A 21,632-nucleotide genomic window follows, 5' to 3' on the forward strand; every position below is an offset into this window, starting at 1 on the left:
CACGTTTATTTAGCGGTGGGCAAGCCGTAGTGACGAGAGCCATTTCGCAATAACAGGAGGGAGCCAATTGCACAGCCTGCATGGAGATCACCTTTTGCAGCGTTTGCAACAGGAAACCGAAGGTGCGCTGCATCAGCGTCTGTTTCGCTGTTTGCGCAGCGCAATCGTGGAAGGCATTTTGCCGCCGCACAGCCGTCTGCCCGCGTCACGCGATCTGGCGCGCGAACTAGCGGTGTCGCGCAATACGGTGCTGAACGCCTATGAACATCTGCTGGCGGAAGGCTATGTGCAGGCGCGTACCGGTAGCGGCACCTGGGTGGCCGCGACGCTGCCGGAAAGCTGTCTGAATGCGCACAGCCAGCCGGTTGCGGCAGCGGATATGCCTTTTGCGCCGGTTCGGCTCTCAAAGCGCGGCGCGGCGCTGCTGGGCTACGCCAGCGCTTCGCCGTATCAGTGGGGTGCTTTTGTACCGGGCGTGCCGGACGTCACCGCTTTTCCCCATGCGCAGTTCAGCCGTATTCAGGCGCGCCTGAACCGTCAGCCGGAGGTTGCCCGTTTGAGCTACAGCAGCGCCGGCGGCTGTGAGGAGTTGCGCAGCGCGCTGGCTGATTACCTGCGCGTGGCGCGATCGTTGCGCGCCGATGCCGATCAGATCCTGATCACCGAAGGGATCCATCAGGCGGTGGATCTGGTGTCGCGCCTGTTATGCGACAGCGGGGATCGAGTCTGGATCGAGGAGCCTGGCTACTGGGGCACGCGCAACCTGCTGCGGATTAACGGCCTGAAGCCGGTGCCGATGCGCGTAGACGAAGAGGGTATTGTGCCCGCCACCGATTGCTCCCCGCCGCGGCTGGTTTTTGTTACGCCATCGCACCAGTATCCGCTGGGCGCGCATTTAAGCCTGGCACGTCGCAGGCAGTTGCTGAGTCTGGCGCGCCAGCACGGTAGCTGGATTGTCGAGGATGATTACGACAGCGAGTTCCGCTTCTCCGGTCAGCCTTTTCCGGCGTTGCAGGGGCTGGAGCCGGATGCGCCGGTGATCTATATGGGCACCTTCAGTAAGACGCTCTATCCGGCGTTGCGCATCGGTTATCTGGTGGTGCCGAAAGCACTGGTGCAGCCGCTGCGTATTGCGGCGGCGGAACTCTATCGCGGCGGCCATCTGCTGATCCAGCGGGCGCTGGCGGAGTTTATTCGCGAAGGGCATTACGTGGCGCATATTCGCCGTATGCGTCTGCTGTACGGCAAACGGCGTGCCTTTCTGATCGGGCTGATTCAGCGCTATCTCGGCGATGATTTTTTACGTGAATTCAACCACGAAGCGGGTTTACATCTGGTTCTTAACCTGCCGATGAACTGTGACGATGTGGCCATTGCCGCCTCCGCCCATCAGCGCGGTGTCAGGGTGCGGCCGCTGTCGCAATATTATATGCAGGGCCCGACGCGCCGCGGGCTGCTGCTCGGTTTTGCCTGCGTGGAAGAGAAGAATATGCTGCCCGCCTTTACAACGTTGCGCCAGATCCTGATCGAATTTGGCATTACCCAGGCCGGAAATGTGCATCCACTTCCCTGACCGAAAAAGTCAATCGCCAGGGGGTATTCATAGCGCCTGGCTGAACCGGATCGCTCGCCAGCCGCTGTCGCAGGCGAAAAATTACCCTCAGGAAAAATCTTGCTTAAGTCGTTTAGTTAAGATCATTTCGCCTGTAATCCTCTGAAAAATTCGTCATTCTTGCCGATATGAATGAAAAGCTCGCGTCCGATCGCATCAGGTCGGGCGGACCGATAAGTTTTTCTTTAGCGTAGCGCCGACCCGCCAGCCGCACGACGTTGCGATACCCAACCCACCCAGATCGCTATTCCAGGCAGCAACGGAGTAACCTGATGATCGAGAATTCAGACACACTTTATCGGCTACTGGTGCAGAGCGTGGTCGATTACGCGATTTATATGATCCATCCCGACGGCACCATTGCTAACTGGAACGCAGGCGCACAGCAGATAAAAGGCTATCAGCCAGAAGAAATTATCGGCAAAAGCGTCGCGCTTTTTTACAGCGAAACCGATCAGCGCAAAGGCGTACCGGCCAAAAACCTGGCGCTAGCCGTCAGTCAGGGGCGCTTCGAGACGGAAGGCTGGCGCTACCGTAAAGATGGCAGCACATTCTGGGCGCACGTGGTGATCGATGCCGTATACGCCGATAACGGCGCACCGCTGGGATTTGCCGTGATTACCCGCGATTGCACTCGCCAGCAGGCGCTGTTGGCGCAGCAGCGCGAACAGGAGAAAAAATTCCGTCTGCTGGTGGAGGGCGTCACCGATTACGCGATCTATATGCTCGATCTGGACGGGCTGGTGATGAACTGGAACGTCGGCGCGCAGCACACCAAAGGCTACAGCGCCGAAGAGATTGTCGGCAAACATTTCTCTCTCTTTTACAGCCTGCAAGAGCGCATGGCCTATATCCCGGAAAAGAATCTACAGACCGCGTTTCGCACCGGTCGCTTTGAGGATGAAGGCTGGCGCTATCGCAAAGATGGCAGCGCCTTTTGGGCGCACGTGATCATCGATGCAATTCACGACGATAACGGCAAGCTGATTGGCTACGCCAAAATTACCCGCGACTGCACTGAACAACGCGAGCTACAGCGACAACGGCGGGCAGAGGAGGAGAAATTCCGCCTGCTGGTGGAGAGCGTTACCGATTACGCGATCTATATGCTCGATCCGCGCGGCCATGTAGTGAACTGGAACGCGGGCGCTCAGCGCGCCAAAGGCTATAGCGCGCAGGAGATCCTCGGCCAGCATTTTTCACTGTTTTACAGCGCGCAGGATCGGCAGGCCAAAATGCCGGAAACTAATCTGAATATCGCCCGTACCACCGGCCGTTTTGAGGATCAGGGCTGGCGCTATCGTAAAGACGGCAGCGCCTTCTGGGCGCACGTGGTGATCGATGCGATCCATGATGACGGCGGTCGGCTGGTTGGCTATGCCAAAATTACCCGCGATGTGACCGAACGACGCGAATATGAGCAGCAGATCCTGCGGGCGCGCGATCTGGCGGAAGCGCAGAGCGATCGCATGACCTCAATGTCGCGCTTTCTCGATACCATTATCAGCAGCATTCCCTCTTGCGTGCTGGTGGAGGACGCAGTTTCACGCGAGATCCTGCTGGTCAACCGCAAGGCCGAGCAGCTGTTTGGCCTCGAAAAAAACAGCATGCACGGTAAAAAGCTGCATGATTGCTTACCGCCGGAGCTGAGCGACTATTTTAATGCGCTGGCTGATACGGCATTGCGCAACGAAGGCATTCATCAGAGCGAACGCCAGCTTCTTACCGCCAGCGGCGAGCGCATTCTGCATACCCGCGCGGCGACGGTGCGCGGCGGCGATGCCCGCACGCAATATGTCATGCTGATTGTGGATGACGTTACCGATCAGCGCGCCGCCGACGCCCGTATTCACCATATGGCGCATCACGATTACCTCACCAGCCTGCCGAACCGCATTCTGTTTCGCCAGCGGCTGAACGATGCGCTGCGCCAGGGCGCGCTGCACGATCGGCAAACCGCGGCGCTCTGTCTTGATTTGGATAATTTCAAACATGTGAACGATGCGCTGGGGCATCAAATGGGCGACGAGCTGTTGCGTGCCATCGCCAAGCGCCTGCGTGCGGTGCTGCGTGAACAGGATACGCTGGCGCGCATCGGCGGCGATGAGTTCGCCATCGTGCTGCCGGGCCTGAACCATACGCAGGAGGCAAGCATGGTGGCACAGCGGCTTATCGAGGCGGTGCGTCCGCCGGTCAATGTGGAAGGGCACAATCTGTCGGTAGGCACCAGCATCGGCATCGCCTTCGCCGACGATGCGCTCTCTTCGCCGGAGCAGCTGCTGCGCTGCGCCGATATGGCGCTCTATGAAGCCAAGCGTAATGGCCGCAACCGTTACGAATATTTTACGCCGGAGATGGATGCCCAGGCGCGCACGCGCCGCTGTATGGAAAACGATCTGCGCGAGGCGATTACCGAAAACCAATTGCGGCTTTACTATCAGCCAATCACTAACAGCGATCAGAAAGCGATTATCGGCTATGAAGCGCTGATGCGCTGGCATCATCCTTCAAAAGGGCTGATTATGCCGGGCGAGTTTATCCCGCTGGCGGAGGAGACCGGCCTGATTCACAGCCTGGGCGCGTGGGCGCTTTATGAAGCCTGCCGCGAGGCGCAAAGCTGGCCCAACGGCCAGACGGTCTCGGTCAATCTCTCTCCGGTTCAGTTTAAAAACAGTTCGCTGGTCTCGGTGGTGGAAGGGGCGCTGCGTGAGTCGGGGCTGGAACCGGGAAGGCTGGAAGTAGAGATTACCGAATCGGTGATGCTGGACGATACGCTCGGCAATATCCGCACGCTGCAAAGCCTGAAGGCGTTGGGCGTGCTGATTGCGCTGGATGATTTCGGCACCGGCTATTCTTCGCTCAGCTATCTGCGATCTTTCCCGTTCGATAAGATTAAAATCGACCGATCCTTTATCAACGATATGCACGACAGCCGCGAGGCGCTGGCGATTATTCGCGCCATTACCGGCATGAGTCGCAGTTTAGATATTCAGATTACGGCGGAAGGCGTGGAGAATCGCGAGCAGTTTGATCAGTTGAAAGAGGAAGGCTGTACCCTGTTCCAGGGCTATCTCTTTGGCCGACCGCAGCCTTCTGAATTGCGGTTAACGATGCTTTAAAAGCGCTTCCGGCGCGTTGCCGCGCGCCGGAATCGTTTAGCTGGAATCATCTTATTCAGACAGCCGGAACCGCGATTACCCCGCTGCCCACATCGCCAGCATCAGGCCGTCGGGCCGTGGCTTTCGCCATCCATTTTCGCCAGATCTTTATCGATAAAGAACAGGCCCTTGCCGCTGTTGCCCACCAGCGCCAGCTTATCCAGCACCGATTTAAACAGCTTCTCTTCTTCATGCTGCTCGGCTACATACCATTGCAGGAAATGGAAGGTGGAATAGTCCTGCGTCGTCATCGCCGCATGGGCCAGCTCGTTGATTTTGCGAGTGATCAGCTGCTCATGCTCATAGGTCTGTTCAAATACGTCAGCCAGCGAATTAAACGCCACCGGCGGCGCGGCGATGCTGCCTAATACCGGCATGGCGCCCGTATCGCTGAGATAATCAAACAGGCGCTGCATATGCTCCATCTCTTCACGCGAATGGGATTTCAAAAACGCCGCCGCGCCTTCAAAACCTTTGTCGCTGCACCAGGCGCTCATTTGCAGATAGAGATTGGCGGAATAGAACTCCAGATTTAGCTGCTCGTTTAACCGAGCGGTCATTTCATTGGTCAGCATAGCGATTCCTTATAAACATGGCAGGTGAAAGATCCTGTGGTGGATTATGCAGCAAAGTTTTTTAAAGGAATACGCTTTTTTATCCCTTTTTGCTATTTAATTAACTGATTTTAAAGATAATTAATTCAATTCCTGAATGAGGTTAATTCGCATTTTTACCTGCGTTTTCATTACAAATAGCCGCCTTTATAATGATTTCAGTAGGTTATCTGTTACATCTTTAACAAATGTCACACTTTAGGCCGCCTGTATGCATCTTTCGGCTGGTCTGGGCAGGTAGCCTCTTTATCATGGTCGGCAAAATGAGAATGATATTATTTATTAAATGAAGATTCGTGATTTTGCCGCTGAAGAAAAACTTTTTACCTGGCGCGCCTCGATCGCCTTTGTGCTGGTCGTGGTTTGCTTCACCCTCCTGGTGATTAATCTCTGGCATCTGCAGGTAGAGCAGCATAGCTATTATCAGACGCGATCCGATCGTAACGACATCAAAATGATCCCGATCGCGCCCCGGCGCGGCATTATTTACGATCGTAACGGCATTGCGCTGGTGAAAAATATTACCTGGTATGACGTCACGGTGATGCCTTACAAAGTGAAAAATATGCAGGCGATGCTCCAGGCGTTAACGCCGGTGATCGCGCTTACGCCGGAGGAGATCGCCGATTTTCGTCAGGCGCTGAAGCAAAGCAGCCGCTATCGTCCCGTAGTGCTAAAAAGCGAACTAAGTGAGGAGCAGATGGCGCGCTTTGCGGTAAATCAGTACCGCTTCGAAGGCGTCGAGATCGACAGCTACCAGGATCGGCAATATCCCTACGGCGCGGCGTTGGCGCACGTTGTCGGCTACGTATCGAAAATCAACGATCGGGATTATCAGCGCCTGAGCGAGGCGGGCGCGGCGGAGAACTACGCCGCTGACCATAACATCGGCAAGCAGGGCATCGAAGGCTATTACGAGTCGCTGCTGCACGGCAAAACCGGCTATCAGGAAGTCGAGGTGGATAATCATGGCCGTATCGTGCGGGTGCTGAAAGAGGTGCCGCCAGTAGCCGGAAAAAACCTTTACCTGACGATCGATCTGCATCTGCAACAATATGTGGAGAGCCTGCTAAAAGGGCAACGCGCGGCGGTACTGATTGAAGATCCGCATGACGGCGCGGTATTAGCAATGGTTTCCAGCCCCAGTTACGATCCCAATCCGTTTGTGAAGGGCATCAGCTACAAGGCTTATCAGCAGCTGCTGAAAAACAAGGATTTGCCGCTGATTAACCGCGTAACCCAGGGGCTTTATCCGCCCGCCTCAACGGTCAAACCCTATATGGCGATGTCGGCGCTGCTGAGCGGCGTGATTACGCCACAAACCACCTTTTACGGCGCGCCGACCTGGACGCTGCCCGGCACCAAACGGCGCTATCGCGACTGGAAAAAAAGCGGTCATGGCATGCTGGACGTTACCAAAGCGATTGAGGAGTCCGCCGACACCTTTTTCTATCAGGTGGCGTTTGAGATGGGCATCGATCGTATTCATCAAATGCTGAGCCAGTTCGGTTACGGCAAATCGACCGGCATCGATCTGAACGAGGAGTACAACGGCCTGCTGCCGGATCGCGACTGGAAGCGGAGGGTGCATAAACGCGCCTGGTATCAGGGGGATACGGTGTCGGTCGGCATCGGCCAGGGTTACTGGATCGCCACGCCAATTCAGATGGTGCAGGCACTGGACGCCTTAATTAATAACGGGCGCGTGGTAACGCCGCATCTGCTGTATGCCGCCCGGCGCGGCAAAGAGGTAACGCGCTGGCAGCCGCAAAAGCCGCAGCCGCAGATTGCCGACGCGAAGTCACCTTACTGGGCACTGGTGCGGCGCGCTATGTTCGGCATGGCTAACGAGCCGAACGGCACCGGCTATAAATATTTCCACACTGCGCTTTACGGCATCGCAGCCAAAAGCGGAACGTCGCAGGTGTTCAGTCTGAAGCAGAATGAGGTGTATAACGCAAAAATGATCCCGGTGCGCCTGCGCGATCATGTGTTTTATACCGCTTTTGCGCCTTATCACGATCCGAAGGTGGCAATGGCGCTGATTCTGGAGAACGGCGGCAGCGAGGGCGTGGTGGCGGCGCCGGTGGTCAGGCAAATTCTTGATCATATCTTCCTGCCGGATCAAGAGGGGCAGGGCGCGACGGATAAGCCGACGGCGAAGCAGGCGGCAGGCGTTTTGCCCGCCGCCTGAAAAGAGGGTAACGGCGACGCCTGTTTCAGCGTCGCCGTCCAGCCTTTACTCCTCTTTAAGCGCGTCAGCGATATGACTGATGGCGCTGACTACTTCAGCGGCGCTGTCACGTATTTCCATAATGACTTCGCCCGCTTCCTGCGCCAGCTCTACGCCCCGATCGGCGCGCTGAAGGTTGGTCTCAATGCCGTTTAGCGCTTTCCCCGCCAGCTGATGGTTATCCCTGACCATCTTTTCAATTTCGCTGGTCGCCTGGTTAATATTCGCCGCCAGCGAACGCACTTCGTTCGCCACTACCGCAAAACTGCGGCCGTGGGCCCCGGCGCGCGCGGCTTCAATGGCGGCGTTCAGCGCCAGCAGGTTGGTCTGGCTGGCGATATTGCGGATGGTTTCCACAATCATGCCGATTTGATCCGACTGCGCGCTCAGGCTGGAGATATCGCCGGAGATGCCGTGCAGTTCGCCCGCCAGCGCATTGATATTCAGCACGCTGTTTTCTACCACGCTGGCACCGATGCGCGTACTTTCATTGGTACGCAGCGCGATCTCATAAGCCTGCGTCGCCGCCTCGCGCTCCAGCTGGTTTTTTTCCACCTGCGCGGTGACGTTGGAAGCGAACTTCACGATTTTACAGAGCTGGCCCTCTTCATCGAACACCGGGTTATAGGTAGCGCGTAGCCAGAGCGTGCGGCCCTGTTTATCGATGCGATGAAACTGGCCGGAAATAAAATCGCCCTGGTTCAGCTTGTGCCAGAAGTCGCTATATTCGCGGCTGTTGCGCAGCTCCGGCGTACAGAACATGCGATGATGCTGACCAATCACTTCCTCTTCACGATAGCCGGTCGCCTGTAAAAAGTTGGCGTTCGCCTTCAGCACTTCGCCTTTTAAGTTAAACGAGATAACCGCCATAGAACGATCGATAGCGGTGGTCATTGCGCGCTGTTGCTGGGCATCAAGAACATGTGCGGTAATATCGGATGCCAGCTTAATGATTTTGACTACGTTGCCGCTGCGATCGCGCACCGGCACGTAGTTGGCTTCCAGCCAGACAGGATTGCGCTGTTTATCCAGCCGCAGGAACTTATTACTGAAGCTTTCGCCGCGCTGTAGCCTTTGCCAGAAGGCCTGATACTTTGGCAAGTGGATCAGCTCCTCTGGACAAAACATGCGGTGATGCTGACCGACGATCTCATCAAGACGATAGCCCATACGCTGCAGAAACAGATTGTTCGCAGTAAGGATGGTGCCGTCAGGCTTAAACTCGATCATGGCAATAGCGCCTTTTAGCGACGCCAGCGTAGCCGATGAATCACGCCGCGAGAAGACGAAGCGTGAGGCGATTCCTGATGTAACAGAACTGAACATGGTGAACCTTTATTATGTTATGAGTTTCATCAGGGGTTATCGGCCTGGCTGGTTAATAGTTCAACGACAGAAGGCGTATACGGCGGCTTTTTCAGCGAGGTTTTGTCTATTGCTGCAAAAGAGCGCAATCAAACTTTTTTCATCGAAAAGCATTTGACGACAATGCGCCTTTACGGTTTAATGCGCCCCGTTGCCCGGATAGCTCAGTCGGTAGAGCAGGGGATTGAAAATCCCCGTGTCCTTGGTTCGATTCCGAGTCCGGGCACCACTTCTTCCAAACCCTCGCTGAAAAGCGGGGGTTTTTTGCTTTGTGGCTTAGGGAGATTTCTGGTCCGCTGGCAGCTTCTCTTATCTTTAATTACGTCTACTGATGTCAAAAGTGCAGGGAAAAGGCCAACAAGTGTCTGCACCGGAGTGCTGCTCTCTCGGGCTTTGAATAAAAAAATGAAACCGTAAGCTATTGATAGGATGGTTTTAAGTCGGTAACATCCGCTCTTTCGGATAAAGAAAATGTCTGTCACCGATTCACTTCTCGCTTTCTCCCTGGCTGCGCTATTACTGACTCTCACTCCCGGTCTTGATACGGCACTCATTCTTCGAACTGCATGCGCTGAAGGCGGTAAAAAAGCGTTTCAGGTCGCGCTGGGAATTGATACCGGCTATTTCATCTGGGGGGCGCTCGTCGCGCTGGGCCTGGGCGCTATTCTGGCCGTTTCTGAGCTTGCTTATTCCATTCTGAAATTTTGCGGAGCGGCCTGGCTGGCCTGGCTGGGTTTACGGCTGCTGGTGCGTCCCCGCTCGTCATTCAGTCAGAACAATGACACTCTTGCTTCACACAGAGGTTGGTTTATAAAAGGGATGCCTGGAAATGTACTTAATCCAAAAATGGGCATTTTCTATATGTCATTTCTGCCTCAGTTCATACCAGCCGGGCATTCGCCCTTAATCTGGACATTTATACTTGTCAGCATCCATATTTTGATCGGAACCCTGTGGTCCATCACGCTTATTATGTCCACGCATTTTGCATCCGGCATTCTTAAAAAAAGCCGTGTCATCAAGGCAATGGATCGTGCAACAGGAGGTCTTTTTTTATGCTTTGCAGCCAAACTTGCTTTCAGCACCCGATAATTTGTTAAGGCAAAATTACCCGGGCTGAACGTCGCCCAGGTACTGGATTAACGTTATCAACGTCCGCTTCTGGCGGCCACTCATCTGATGAGCGCAGCGATGTCTGCTTTAGGCGAGGAGCGGACATTCACGTCACCCAGAAATAATCATTTGCCGGAAACGCGTTAAGGATAAAGAGTGTAAATACCAGAAGCGCTTAGTTTTCAAGCGCGGCAAGGATGACGGCTTCTATTTTCTCGGGGGGCGTGATCGGTGCAAAACGCTTGAGGGGTTTGCCGTCGCGTCCGATCAGAAACTTAGTAAAATTCCATTTGATTCGCCCGCCCAGCACGCCGGGCAATTCTTCCTTCAGATAACGAAATACCGGGTGCGTTAAGGCGCCGTTAACCTCCACTTTCTCGAACATCGGGAAGCTCACACCATAATTAATATGGCAGGTCTGCGCGATTTCGTTAGCACCGCCGGGTTCCTGCTTACCGAACTGGTTGCAGGGAAAGCCAAGCACCACCAGACCCTGAGCGGCGTACTTCCTGTAGAGCGACTCAAGGCCTGCGTATTGTGGCGTAAATCCACATTGGCTGGCGGTATTGACCACGAGAACCAGCCTGCCAGCGTAGTCGGCCATAGCGACAGGCTGGCCACTCAGGCTGGTGGCAGTAAATTGATGAAAAGTGGTCATATCGAAATCCTCAGCGTTACTCACATCGCAGATTCGTTGTGTAATGTACTTTGACTGATTTCCGTATGCCACGCAATAAAGGCAAATTTGCAGTCCAGCACGCCAGTGGTTAGTAAGAATAAACTGGGATATGAATATTTTTCCATCTATCTCTCTTCTAAAGAAAAAGAGAGTGCTGCCGATAGATGTTATTTATACGATTTCTCCGCCTGTTTTCATAAAATAAAAAATTAATGCAAGCGTAATAAGGGTTTTACAATGATGAATTATTCTATTAATGGCGCTGGTACTATTAAAGCTACTGTACTCACCGCGACGTTACTATTAACTGGCTGTAGTGCCTTATTCCCTAAACCTACTCTGTACGTTCCCCCAGAGAATACACCGGATGTAGCAAAAATTCGTTTGATGGGCGCGCCTATGAGCTATGCCCTGTATCAAAAAGATAGCGACGGTAAAAAAATCGGAGGCTGGGTTCAGGAGCATAGCGCTTACGTCAATATCCTATTGGGAAATACCCGAGATCTAGGATTTCCCAAACTGAAGAATAAAGATTACAGCGGCACCTTTTTCGAAACGATACTACTCCCGGATCGTCAGACAACCATCCATCACGCTTTAAACGGTGGTTGCACCGTTGATTTGAATATCATTCCAAAGAAAAAATCGTTATATGAGATTCATTACAGCTACGGAGATAAAGCAGGTTACTGCGTCATTTATGCCAAAGAAATAAAATACGACGCTGATATGGACATTTATTACGAGGATAATGTGAAGTGAATGTAAAAAAATTTCTTTTGCTGGCATTCACTACGATCGCGCTGAATGGTTGTATTGCCAATGTGGATAGAACACGAGCCTCAGATTTAGATAATTATTCAGAGAAGGACATCCGAAAAATTATCGTAGTGGGTAAATCCACTAAAAAAGATATGCTGCTTTTACTTGGTACTCCTACCACTCCAAACGAGTTTAAAACCGCCAGCAACTGGATTTATGCCTCGAAAGTCGTGGATCGCCGTCTCTATTTATTTATCCCCATATTCAGGGACAGAGAGCAGCTTCTGTTGTTGGAATTCAATAACGATGGTGTAGTGAATAAAATTCACTACACCGAGAAGTGATTCATCGGCAGGCATAACACCTGCCGTATTTTTCTTCAAGGCGTATAAGAGAAGCCGGGGTAGCCCAGCATCTTACTTACAGTCCGCTTTGAGCGAAAAGCAGACTTTCATGATTTAATCCGGGGTGCCCGGAATACCATCATTATTCCGAGCAGAATGGCGCCCATGCCCGCCACGCCTGACCACGGCAGAGTGTTACCCAACAGCAGGTAATTCAGAACGGCCGTTATGACAGGCACCAGATAAAACAGGCTGGTGACGTTAACAATGCTACCGGCGCTGAGCAGCCGGTAAAGCAGAAGCTGTGCTACCACGGAAATCAGCACGCCAGGGAACAGCACTGAAATGAAAAAATCCGGCGTGAAGCTGACATAAAAGGTGCCCACAGGCAGTAGGCCTACGCACAATATCAGGCTTATCCCGTATTGTAGGGGGAGTACGTCGGCCGGTGCCTGGCGGTTTTTTTCTGCATAATTGCGCCGAAGGTCATAAACAGCAGTGCTGCCAGGGCAAACATCACGCCAGAGACCGGCAAATGTGAGGCGGAGAGGCTGCGCCATACGAGTAGAACCAGACCTGACAGAGCTACCATGAGTCCGACGAGACGGGTTCCCTGCATTCTGCGTTCAACAATGCACAGCGTAAGGATTGGCTGAATGCCCATAATGGTTGCTATCAGTCCGGGCGTGATGCCGTGCGCCATGGCCTGAAAGTAACAGACCGAATACCCGCCAATAAGCATCAGACCGGTAAGAACGACCTGTCGGCGGGCGCCTTTCTCAGGCCGCCAGCGGTGGCGGAAGCAACCAATAATTAGCAATGTTCCGAGTGCGATGCCGAAACGGAAAATAAGCAGCGCCAATGGGGAAGCATTATCCAGCCCCAGTCGGGTGAATATCGCGGCGCAGCCCCACAGAAGACCATCCGGATTTGAAACCATTTTCCTGGAGAGAGATGATTATCTGGTTGTTCTTCCTGAAGCTCATGCGCTTTCAGCATATGAAGTGGTTCCTGTTGCCTCATTATGCCGGGAGCCGTTTATTTTGCTTGAGAAGGGAAAGAATAATGAAATATCAGAGATATTCAGAGAGCATGGACTGGCACCGCGCGTAAAATTCACTCTGTGGGATGATTACGCCGTCATGGCTATGGTGGAAAAAAGCTGGGTGTGAGTATTTTACCTGGCCTCATCCTCAGGAGTATGCCCTACCGTATCGCTACCAGGAAAATGGATATCTCACCACACCGTAATATTGACCTGGCTTTCAGAAGCAGAAAAACTGTTTCGCGGGCTGTGAAAAAGTTTATCGAGTACCTTGATTACAGAAACGCATAAAGGTCCGTCAGCGAAGGATGCTTAACTTAACTGACTGGGTCGGGTACCACCGCGAGATAAGCCCGCCGTTTTCCAATCCAGATATACCGCATCACACCAGATTAGGCCCTGTCACTGTGAACTGCCGCTCAGGATGATTGGGGATAACGATGTGTTCATGACTGCCGCGCTTATAACAGTGAGTTGTCAGCAACCAGCTTGAATGCGGGGCGGCAGCACTCGTTGTCTCAGCTCAGCGCCCCGTGAATCTTTCCCTTTGTACAGCACCCTGTGATACCGCGGCGCATAGTGGCCCGTTTCACCCTATGCGCCTGGTTCGCCCGCGCTAACTGTTGCGCATGCCGGGCGTCGTTATTCTAACAGCTTGCGGTGTAACGCTTTGACCGCGCGCTCTGCAAATTCCGCCGGAAGCAGGAAACAGAGGTTATGGCTGGAGGCGCCGTGACAAATCATACGCACCGGGTGCTGTTCCAGTTCAGCAAAAATATCTTTGTACACCACCGGGGAATGCGGGAGCGCGTTGCCAATCAGCGAAACAAGCGCCAGCCCGGTCTCGATTTCAACACGGCAGTGCGATGACAACTCGCTAAGCAGCGCGCTGTTTAGCGTATCGGCCTCGCCTGATGTTGAACCGGTGGCATTCAGGATTAGCGCGATACTTGTTTCCGAGATGGTCACCAAATCGGTCGCTATCTCATGACGAGACAAAATCCCAAATATCTCCGCTAAAAAGTGGGGAGTGGGCCGTGCATTAATGCTGGATAATTTTAACAGCGTCTGCTGGCGGCGCACGGCCAGGGCGCGATAACGCGACGGCTCCGGCACGTCACGGCAAACCAGCGTTCCGCCCGCTGATGGATTGCTGCTGGCGCCCACGAAAACCGGAATGTTTTTGCGCATCGCAGGCAGCAGCGTGGCTGGATGCAGCACTTTGGCGCCAAAGGTCGCCATTTCGCTGGCTTCGGAGAATGAGAGGGTATCAATCCGTTTCGCCTCGGCGACAATGCGGGGATCGGTCGTATAGATCCCGGCGACATCGGTCCAGATATCCACACGCGCGGCCTGTAGCGCCTCTGCCAGCAGAGAAGCGGTGTAATCACTGCCGCCGCGCCCGAGCGTGGTGGTGTGACCTGCCGCATCGCTGCCGATGAAGCCCTGTGTCACGACCAGCGACTGTTCAACACGCGAACGTAAATGTTTTTCTGACAGCTCTGCAATGTCGCTTATCGTCGGTACCGCGCAACCAAACGTATCATCGGTGCGAATGACTTTGCGGGCGTCAAACCATTGCGCTTCCACATTCCGTTCACGCAATACTTCCACAAACAGCAGGGAAGACATCAACTCCCCGTGGCTAACTAACTCATCGCACAGCGCGTCTGAACGGGAATCGGCAGCTTGTTCAGCCAGGCGGTTAATATTGTTGAGCAGATGGTCGATCGCCTGACTAACGGCTTCCGGCTGCTTCAGGCGTGAAATAATGTTGTATTGCAGGGTGCGCAGGGTATCAATTTTGTCCAGCCGAAAACGGCTTTCCAGACCGGAAGCGAGTTCGACTAATAAGTTAGTGACACCTGCGGAAGCAGACAAGACAACCAAACGAACGTGTTTATCAGCAAGGACGAGGGTGGCGCTACGGCTCATCGCGTCAAAGTCAGCAACACTGGTTCCGCCAAACTTGGCAACGATGATGTGTGGATAATTGCGAGTCATAACAATCTCATGTCAGGGCGCCATACTCATATGGCATGAAAATTTTCATTCTCGGCATAAGGGAAGCGGTCTTCACCTTACGAAATGTCCGCCCGCGAACATTTCTGTTTAAAACCCAGGATTTTGCTCCTGCTATCGATAACCTGTATTGCCGCTTACAGGTTATCCGGTTTGATGCGCATTAATGGCGGTTCCTTTTTCTTTTTGGGATTTTTAAGGCGGGCATAGTAAGTGAATAAACCCGCTGAATCGATATTTTCCTTAGCATTTATGATAAGCCGATGGAATATATGAATATTTCATGACAGGCTGCTGACCAAATTTTTCTAATAACATTAATGCAACATAAAAACTCATGGATATTAAAATATGGCGTTGTGCATAATCCAGCCAATAATAACCTTCAGACATAATTGCTTATAATTAATACTGTGTACATTCCACGCAAAAATATTATTTAATATTGATTTTTAAGGGAAATGTTATAAAAGACCACACAAAATATAAGATTGAGTACGCCGCTGAAAAGCCATATATTAGCCGCGTTTTTTCACCCCCTTAAACCCTTATCCAACCCGGCGTTAAAACGACCCAGGTTGTAGGAGAGATATGATGACGGATAAAGTCCGTATTGATTCTTTGAGTGCTAATTCATTACCGCAAAGCAATGAGTCCTTTTTAACCAGACAGGCTGAGTTTGAGTCCAACGTCAGAAGTTATCCACGTAAATTGCCGTTAGCAATTGCTAAAGCGCAGGGCGTCTGGATTACCGATGTTGAAAATAAACAATATCTTGATTGCCTTGCGGGCGCCGGAACGCTGGCGCTGGGTCATAATCATCCTGATGTGATTCAAAGCATCCAAAGCGTCATTACCAGTGGCTTACCGTTACATACGCTTGACCTGACCACACCACTAAAAGATGAGTTCTCCGCTTATCTGCTTTCACTGTTGCCGAATCAGGGCAAAGAATATTGCCTGCAATTCACCGGGCCTTCCGGTGCGGATGCCGTTGAAGCGGCGCTGAAGCTGGCAAAAAAAGTGACCGGACGTGCCGGGGTGATCAGCTTCTCCGGCGGTTATCACGGTATGACGCATGGTGCGCTCTCCGTGACCGGTAACCTGTCGCCGAAAGAAGCGGTTGACGGCATGATGCCGGAAGTACAGTTCATGCCTTACCCGCACCAGTACCGCTGCCCGCTAGGCATCGGCGGCGAAGCCGGTGTGAAAGCGTTGACCTACTACTTTGAAAATCTGATCAACGACGTTGAAAGCGGCGTGCGTAAACCGGCTGCCGTTATTCTGGAAGCGGTGCAAGGCGAAGGCGGCGTAAACCCGGCTCCGGTCGAGTGGCTGCAGCGCATCCGTAAAGTGACCCAGGAACACGGTATCCTGCTGATTCTTGACGAAGTACAGGCGGGCTTTGCCCGTACCGGCAAGTTTTTCGCTTTCGAACACGCAGGTATCGAACCAGACATCATCGTGATGTCCAAAGCGGTAGGCGGCGGTTTACCGTTAGCGGTGCTGGGCATTAAAAAACAGTTCGATGCCTGGGCGCCGGGTCATCACACCGGTACGTTCCGCGGCAACCAGCTGGCGATGGCGACCGGCCTCACCACGCTTAAGATCCTGAAAGAAGAGCGTATTGCCGATAAAGTCGCAGAGCAGGGAGAATGGCTGAAAGGCAAACTGGCTGAAATGCAAAAACGTTTCCCTGTTATCGGCCACGTACGCGGTCTGGGCTTAATGATTGGTATTGAAATCGTTAAACCGCACGAAGCGCAGGATCACATGGGTTGTTACCCGGCGGATGGCGAACTCTCCGCGCTGTTGCAGAAAAAATGTTTCGAAGCGGGCCTGATCCTTGAGCGCGGCGGCCGTGGCGGCTGCGTCCTGCGTCTGCTGCCGTCACTGCTTATCAGCAACGCCGAACTGGGGATTTTCCTCGATAAGTTTGAAAACGCGCTGCTGAGTGCTGGCGTAAAGCCTGTTTAATCGGAGCAAATAATTAATGTCTGATTTAAATCCGATTCTGTCTGGTTCCGCGCAAAGTATTGCCGCCTACCAGGAAGCGATTGAACAGAGTACAAAAGCGGTTGTGGAATGGCTTAAGCAACCTGAAATGTACCAGGGCAAAAGCGTTGAAGAATTACGTGAGCGCATCAAGTTAGAATTCAGTTCGCAGGGCCTGGGCAACCAGGTCGCCATTGAACGCGCCGTTGAATATTTTCTCAAAGACAGTTTGTCCGTACATCATCCGCAGTGTGTGGCGCATCTGCACTGTCCGAGCCTGGTCATTAGCCAGGCTGCGGAAGTGCTGATCAATGCAACCAACCAGAGCATGGACTCCTGGGATCAGAGCCCGTCGGCGACCATCATTGAGATGAAGCTGATTGAGTGGCTGCGCGAGCAGGTAGGTTACCCGGCGGGTGACGCCGGGGTTTTCACCAGCGGTGGTACGCAAAGCAATCTGATGGGCTTGATGCTGGCGCGTGATGCCTTTTTTGCTCGCCAGGGCCATTCCGTTCAGCAGGACGGCCTGACCGGCGAACTCAGAAAAATTAAAGTGTTATGTTCTGAAAGCGCGCACTTCTCTGTGCAGAAGAACATGGCGCTGATGGGGCTGGGTTACCGGTCTGTGACGCTGGTGAAAACCGATGAATTCTCGCGTATGGATCTTAACGATCTGAGAGAGAAGCTGGCGCAGGCGAAAGCCAATGGCGAACAGGTGATGGCTATTGTCGCCACCGCAGGCACTACCGATGCGGGCGCGATCGATCCGTTAGCCGAAATCGCTGCGCTGGCAGCTGAACAGCAGATTTGGGTGCATGTGGATGCAGCCTGGGGCGGCGCGTTGCTGCTTTCTGAGAAGTATCGTCACTTCCTGAATGGCCTGGAACTCGCGGACTCCGTGACGCTGGACTTCCACAAGCAGTTCTTCCAGACCATCAGCTGTGGTGCCTTCCTGCTGAAAGACGCGCGTCATTATCAGCTAATGCGTTACCAGGCGGCGTACCTGAACTCTGACTTTGATGAAGAGCAGGGCGTGCCGAACCTGGTGTCGAAGTCGCTGCAAACCACGCGTCGTTTCGATGCCCTGAAACTGTGGATGGGCCTGGAAGCGCTGGGTAAAAAGCAATACGCTGAAATCATTGATAATGGCGTAACGCTGGCACAGCAGGTGGCGCAGTTTGTTGCCGAGCAACCGCAGCTGGAGCTGGTAATGCAGCCGCAACTGGCCAGCGTCCTGTTCCGTTTCCGCTCGGAAAACGGCGATGCCGCAGCGGTGGCGTTATTGAACCAGCGTATCGGTGATGCCTTGCTGGCCTCCGGCAGCGCCAACGTTGGCGTCACAGAAGCTGACGGCGTTACCTGCCTGAAAATGACGCTGCTCAATCCCACCGTTTGCCTGGAGGACGTGAAAGTTCTGCTGGCGAGCGTCATAGCCAGTGGGCAACAGCTGCAGAACGCCTGATTGCCGCAGGCATGAAAAAAGCCGACAACATCGCTGTTGTCGGCTTTTTTATTTCTGTATTGCGCATTAAGAGCGGAGACGTGGACGTTTCCGGTAGTTTTCATGAATCGCTTAAGCTTCAGGGAAGTCTGTCGCTTTTAAAACTTCAGTAATTCATTTCAGGGCATATCTACTCTGTGTGGGTATGTTCAGACGCACTACGGTTATGGGGGCGCTCATTCCGGACGCCCGCTTTGAGCGAGGAGCGGGCGTAAAATCATTATCTGTAATCCTGGAATGGGCAACCAAAGACATGACCCATTATTTCTCATGCATTACATATCTGTGTACGGGTTAAACCCTGGATTATTTAAACAGGTTTATGAAGACATATCGCCTGTATCCATGTTTTCGACCCTGCTTTGCAAAAAATCAATAAATGCCCGCACTTTTTCTGGCACATGCCGTGTATTAGGATAGAGCGCGTAAATACCTTGCCGGGGAAAATGATGGTCTGGCAGTAACCGAACCAAATTTCCTTTGGCCACTTCATCTTTTACCAGCCAGCCGGGTAAAATCGCGACGCCAGCGCCTTCGAGGGTAAAAGACAGTAATGAAGAGGCGCTGTCGGTCATAATCGTGGCGGGGTTATGGGCGCTAAAAACCACATTTTCTCCTTCTGGTGTGGTTACCTGCCAGCTCAATGGCGTGGATAAACGGCTGTGAGCAATCCATTTCGCCCTGGCAAGCTGTGCCAGTTCCGCGACATACATCTCCCCCAACGTATTCAGATAGTCAGGCGAAGCGACCGGATAAATATCAAACCGATCAATGAGACGGGCGTGGTAACTGGAATCGGCAAGATGGCCAAGCCGTATCGCGACATCAAAACGGCCAGAAATGAGATTATCATTTTGGGATGATGAAACATGTTGTATACGCACCTGCGGATGGCAGGCACTGAAGGCAGCCAGTGCCGGGACAACGACGCGCACGCCATATTCCGATGTTGTAGTAATTCTGAGTGAACCGCTTAATCCTGAGTGATCGCTACGAATATCGTCCAGGACACGTTCGGCATCCTGAAGGAGGCATAGACAGTGCTGGTAAAATCTTACACCGGTATCCGTAGTTGAAACGTGCCTGGTGCTTCTGGATAGTAATGAGACGCCCAACTCTTTTTCCAGCATTTTAATATTAGAGCTGACGACCGCTTTAGTCAGACCCAGCGTCTGGGCTGCGTCGGTAAAACTTCCCGCCTCAACTACTGCAACAAAGATTGCTGCACGTTGCATGTTAATCATTTTTTATGCTCTTTTATGTAACAACTGTCAAAATTTTTTTGACAGTTTAACAACGGAGAGGAAATTTATCCCGATTTCCGCAGCTTTTATACTGCGCGTCTTGTGATGTCCTTTTCTGAGAACAGAATGAATTATCGTGTGCGCGTTACCATCGTATATCTGCTGGGATTTTTTATTGATTTGGTAAACATGTTTATCGCCAACGTCGCTTATCCTGATATTGCGCGACGTTTTGATGCCACTGTCAGCGAGGTGGCATGGATAAGTAATGGCTACATCTTAGGCCTGACACTTGTGATACCCCTCAGCAGCTGGCTGGCAAGACGCGCTGGCGCTAAACGTCTTTTCATGTTTTCCCTGCTTATTTTCATTGCTGGCACCTGTGGCGTTGGGGCGTCATCATCAATTTCACAACTTATTGCATGGCGTTGGATACAGGGCATTGGTGGTGGATTACTTATCCCTGTCGGTCAGGCAATGACCTATGCATTCTATCAGAGTCATGAACGCGCAAAGCTCTCTTCAGTTGTGATGCTGATTGCTCTGCTGGCTCCGGCATTGTCTCCCGCAATGGGAGGATTTCTGGTCGATAGCCTCAGTTGGCGCTGGGTATTTCTGGCAAGCCTGCCGTTGGCCGTTGTTGCCCTGATATTGGCCGGGTTCTGGCTCAAAACTGATGCGCGGGAGGAATCACGCGAGCGGTTAGATATGTTGGGTTTGGTGAGTGGATGCGCCGCATTAACCCTGGTGCTACTGGGGCTGACATATCTGGGCGAGCCCAATCATATTTTTTATGGAGCCTTGATACTGACTGCCGGCATATTTTGCCTGGCTGGCTATGTATGGCATGCCCTGACAAAAAGCAGCCCGTTGTTAAATCTGCGGCTGGTCAGGGATCCGCTCCTGCATACAGCAATGCTGATTTATCAGTTTGTACCAGGCGTATTTACCGGTGTGAATATGCTCAGCATGCTCTATCTGCAGAATCAGCTCGGCATGCGTGCCAGCTTTGTCGGCGCGATGATGCTGCCATGGTCACTGGCCTCTTTTGCAGCAATCAGTATGACAGGGAAAAAGTTCAATATATGGGGACCACGCCCCCTGTTTATAACGGGTTGTCTGGTTAGCTCTTTCGGTATTGGTCTACTGGCTCTGACTGGCCACACTATGGATGTGCCAGTTTGTGTAATGGCGTTCACGTTGATGGGTTTTGGCAGTAGCCTGTGTAGCAGCACAGCACAAAGTTCCGCCTTCATCCAGATAGCAGACCGCGAACTTGCTGATGCCAGCGCGCTGTGGAATATCAATCGTCAGCTCAGCTTCTGTCTTGGCGTCACCTTGCTCAATCTTCTGTTTAATCTGATCGCCAATACCGGCCTGCCCACAGAAGAGGCTTATCATCTTTGCTTTGTATTAGCAGCATGCAGCGCCGTTATTCCCATGCTGTGCTGTTATCGCCTAAATAATCAACGCGTTATATTTCTGGTTAATCAGGAGCAGTAATGAATCGTTATTTTAAAGAAGTGCTGGATGCCCACGTATTAATCCAGAACTGGCTAGGTGATGCTGATGCACATGCCGATATTTGTGAAAAATTACTGTCACGCTTCAGCCCGAAATTCTCAATGGTGACACCGGGTGGAGTCTTGCTCGATTTTGCCGCATTAAAGGCTTTTTTCTGTACTCAACGTGGTGCCCGTCAGGGGCTGAATATTGAAATTACCGGTATGCAGGTTATTGCTGAAAATGAAAGGGGGGCCACTGTCATTTATAAAGAATTACAGCAATTGCCCGGACAGGAAGCAACGCTCCGTTTTTCAACAGCTGTGTTTGAATGTGATCATGAGGGTCATGCCATCTGGCGGCATCTTCACGAGACGTCTCTGCCTCAAACTTAGCCGGAGGTAAACAGAGCTGTTGGCAGCAACATGACGTGTTGTCAGCA

General features: G+C 52.6%; 16 protein-coding genes, 1 tRNA gene and 1 pseudogene. 12 read left to right on the forward strand and 6 right to left on the reverse strand.

The window, feature by feature from the left end; all coding sequences use genetic code 11:
• Positions 1-67: 67 nt before the first annotated feature.
• Positions 68-1,573 carry a PLP-dependent aminotransferase family protein gene (locus P3C52_RS05975; RefSeq protein WP_275554258.1) on the forward strand — a complete coding sequence of 502 codons (1,506 nt, stop codon included), beginning with the start codon at positions 68-70 and terminating at the stop codon, positions 1,571-1,573.
• Between the two features lie 311 nt (positions 1,574-1,884).
• Positions 1,885-4,731 carry a bifunctional diguanylate cyclase/phosphodiesterase gene (locus tag P3C52_RS05980; protein ID WP_275554259.1) on the forward strand — a complete coding sequence of 949 codons (2,847 nt, stop codon included), beginning with the start codon at positions 1,885-1,887 and terminating at the stop codon, positions 4,729-4,731.
• A gap of 101 nt (positions 4,732-4,832) precedes the next feature.
• On the opposite strand, the gene ftnA is transcribed toward P3C52_RS05980, so the two are convergent.
• Entirely contained in the window at positions 4,833-5,345 is a 513-nt protein-coding gene (gene ftnA, locus P3C52_RS05985; RefSeq protein ID WP_275554260.1) for a non-heme ferritin, read from the reverse strand.
• 325 nt (positions 5,346-5,670) lie between these two features.
• On the opposite strand from ftnA, the gene mrdA reads away from it, so the two are divergent.
• A complete protein-coding gene (mrdA, locus tag P3C52_RS05990) occupies positions 5,671-7,578 on the forward strand; it encodes a penicillin-binding protein 2 (RefSeq protein WP_275554261.1) in 1,908 nt (635 codons plus the stop codon).
• A gap of 45 nt (positions 7,579-7,623) precedes the next feature.
• Here the strand turns inward: mrdA and P3C52_RS05995 are convergent, their stop codons facing one another.
• Positions 7,624-8,943 (reverse strand): PAS domain-containing methyl-accepting chemotaxis protein, encoded by a 1,320-nt coding sequence (locus P3C52_RS05995; RefSeq protein WP_275554262.1) that lies wholly within the window; start codon positions 8,941-8,943, stop codon positions 7,624-7,626.
• 192 nt (positions 8,944-9,135) lie between these two features.
• On the opposite strand from P3C52_RS05995, the gene P3C52_RS06000 reads away from it, so the two are divergent.
• Together P3C52_RS06000 and P3C52_RS06005 are read left to right on the forward strand one after the other, a co-directional pair.
• Positions 9,136-9,211: transfer RNA gene (locus P3C52_RS06000), tRNA-Phe, on the forward strand.
• Positions 9,212-9,453: 242 nt separating this feature from the next.
• Positions 9,454-10,074: a LysE family translocator gene (locus P3C52_RS06005; RefSeq protein WP_275554263.1), complete on the forward strand. Its 621-nt coding sequence runs from the start codon at positions 9,454-9,456 to the stop codon at positions 10,072-10,074.
• A 196-nt stretch (positions 10,075-10,270) separates the two neighbouring features.
• Here P3C52_RS06005 and P3C52_RS06010 read toward each other — a convergent pair whose 3' ends face one another.
• Positions 10,271-10,753 carry a glutathione peroxidase gene (locus P3C52_RS06010; protein WP_275554264.1) on the reverse strand — a complete coding sequence of 161 codons (483 nt, stop codon included), beginning with the start codon at positions 10,751-10,753 and terminating at the stop codon, positions 10,271-10,273.
• Positions 10,754-11,011: 258 nt separating this feature from the next.
• On the opposite strand from P3C52_RS06010, the gene P3C52_RS06015 reads away from it, so the two are divergent.
• Together P3C52_RS06015 and bamE are read left to right on the forward strand one after the other, a co-directional pair.
• A complete protein-coding gene (locus P3C52_RS06015; RefSeq protein ID WP_275554265.1) occupies positions 11,012-11,536 on the forward strand; it encodes a hypothetical protein in 525 nt (174 codons plus the stop codon).
• Positions 11,533-11,880: an outer membrane protein assembly factor BamE gene (gene bamE / locus P3C52_RS06020; RefSeq protein ID WP_275554266.1), complete on the forward strand. Its 348-nt coding sequence runs from the start codon at positions 11,533-11,535 to the stop codon at positions 11,878-11,880. The genes P3C52_RS06015 and bamE overlap by 4 nt, the downstream gene beginning before the upstream one ends.
• A gap of 107 nt (positions 11,881-11,987) precedes the next feature.
• Here the strand turns inward: bamE and P3C52_RS06025 are convergent.
• Positions 11,988-12,820, reverse strand: a pseudogene (locus P3C52_RS06025) (DMT family transporter).
• On the opposite strand from P3C52_RS06025, the gene P3C52_RS06030 reads away from it, so the two are divergent.
• A complete protein-coding gene (locus tag P3C52_RS06030; RefSeq protein ID WP_275554267.1) occupies positions 12,771-13,052 on the forward strand; it encodes a LysR family transcriptional regulator substrate-binding protein in 282 nt (93 codons plus the stop codon). The pseudogene P3C52_RS06025 and the gene P3C52_RS06030 overlap by 50 nt on opposite strands.
• Before the next feature lie 515 nt (positions 13,053-13,567).
• On the opposite strand, the gene lysC is transcribed toward P3C52_RS06030, so the two are convergent.
• Positions 13,568-14,929, reverse strand: coding sequence for a lysine-sensitive aspartokinase 3 (lysC, locus tag P3C52_RS06035; RefSeq protein ID WP_275554268.1), 1,362 nt, complete (start codon positions 14,927-14,929; stop codon positions 13,568-13,570).
• Between the two features lie 609 nt (positions 14,930-15,538).
• On the opposite strand from lysC, the gene P3C52_RS06040 reads away from it, so the two are divergent.
• Together P3C52_RS06040 and P3C52_RS06045 are read left to right on the forward strand one after the other, a co-directional pair.
• Positions 15,539-16,924 (forward strand): diaminobutyrate--2-oxoglutarate transaminase, encoded by a 1,386-nt coding sequence (locus P3C52_RS06040; RefSeq protein WP_275554269.1) that lies wholly within the window; start codon positions 15,539-15,541, stop codon positions 16,922-16,924.
• A 16-nt stretch (positions 16,925-16,940) separates the two neighbouring features.
• Positions 16,941-18,404: an aspartate aminotransferase family protein gene (locus tag P3C52_RS06045; RefSeq protein ID WP_275554270.1), complete on the forward strand. Its 1,464-nt coding sequence runs from the start codon at positions 16,941-16,943 to the stop codon at positions 18,402-18,404.
• A 359-nt stretch (positions 18,405-18,763) separates the two neighbouring features.
• On the opposite strand, the gene P3C52_RS06050 is transcribed toward P3C52_RS06045, so the two are convergent.
• Entirely contained in the window at positions 18,764-19,687 is a 924-nt protein-coding gene (locus P3C52_RS06050) for a LysR family transcriptional regulator (protein WP_275554271.1), read from the reverse strand.
• Between the two features lie 126 nt (positions 19,688-19,813).
• Between P3C52_RS06050 and P3C52_RS06055 the strand changes: the two genes are divergently transcribed.
• Together P3C52_RS06055 and P3C52_RS06060 are read left to right on the forward strand one after the other, a co-directional pair.
• The gene (locus P3C52_RS06055; RefSeq protein ID WP_275554272.1) at positions 19,814-21,190 is read left to right on the forward strand and encodes an MFS transporter; all 1,377 of its coding nucleotides are present in this window, start codon (positions 19,814-19,816) and stop codon (positions 21,188-21,190) included.
• Positions 21,190-21,585, forward strand: a complete 396-nt coding sequence (locus P3C52_RS06060; RefSeq protein WP_275554273.1) for a DUF4440 domain-containing protein — start codon at positions 21,190-21,192, stop codon at positions 21,583-21,585. The genes P3C52_RS06055 and P3C52_RS06060 overlap by 1 nt, the downstream gene beginning before the upstream one ends.
• Positions 21,586-21,632: the final 47 nt, after the last annotated feature.

The organism is Mixta sp. Marseille-Q2659 (assembly GCF_940807255.1).
Classification (GTDB): Bacteria; Pseudomonadota; Gammaproteobacteria; order Enterobacterales; family Enterobacteriaceae; genus Mixta.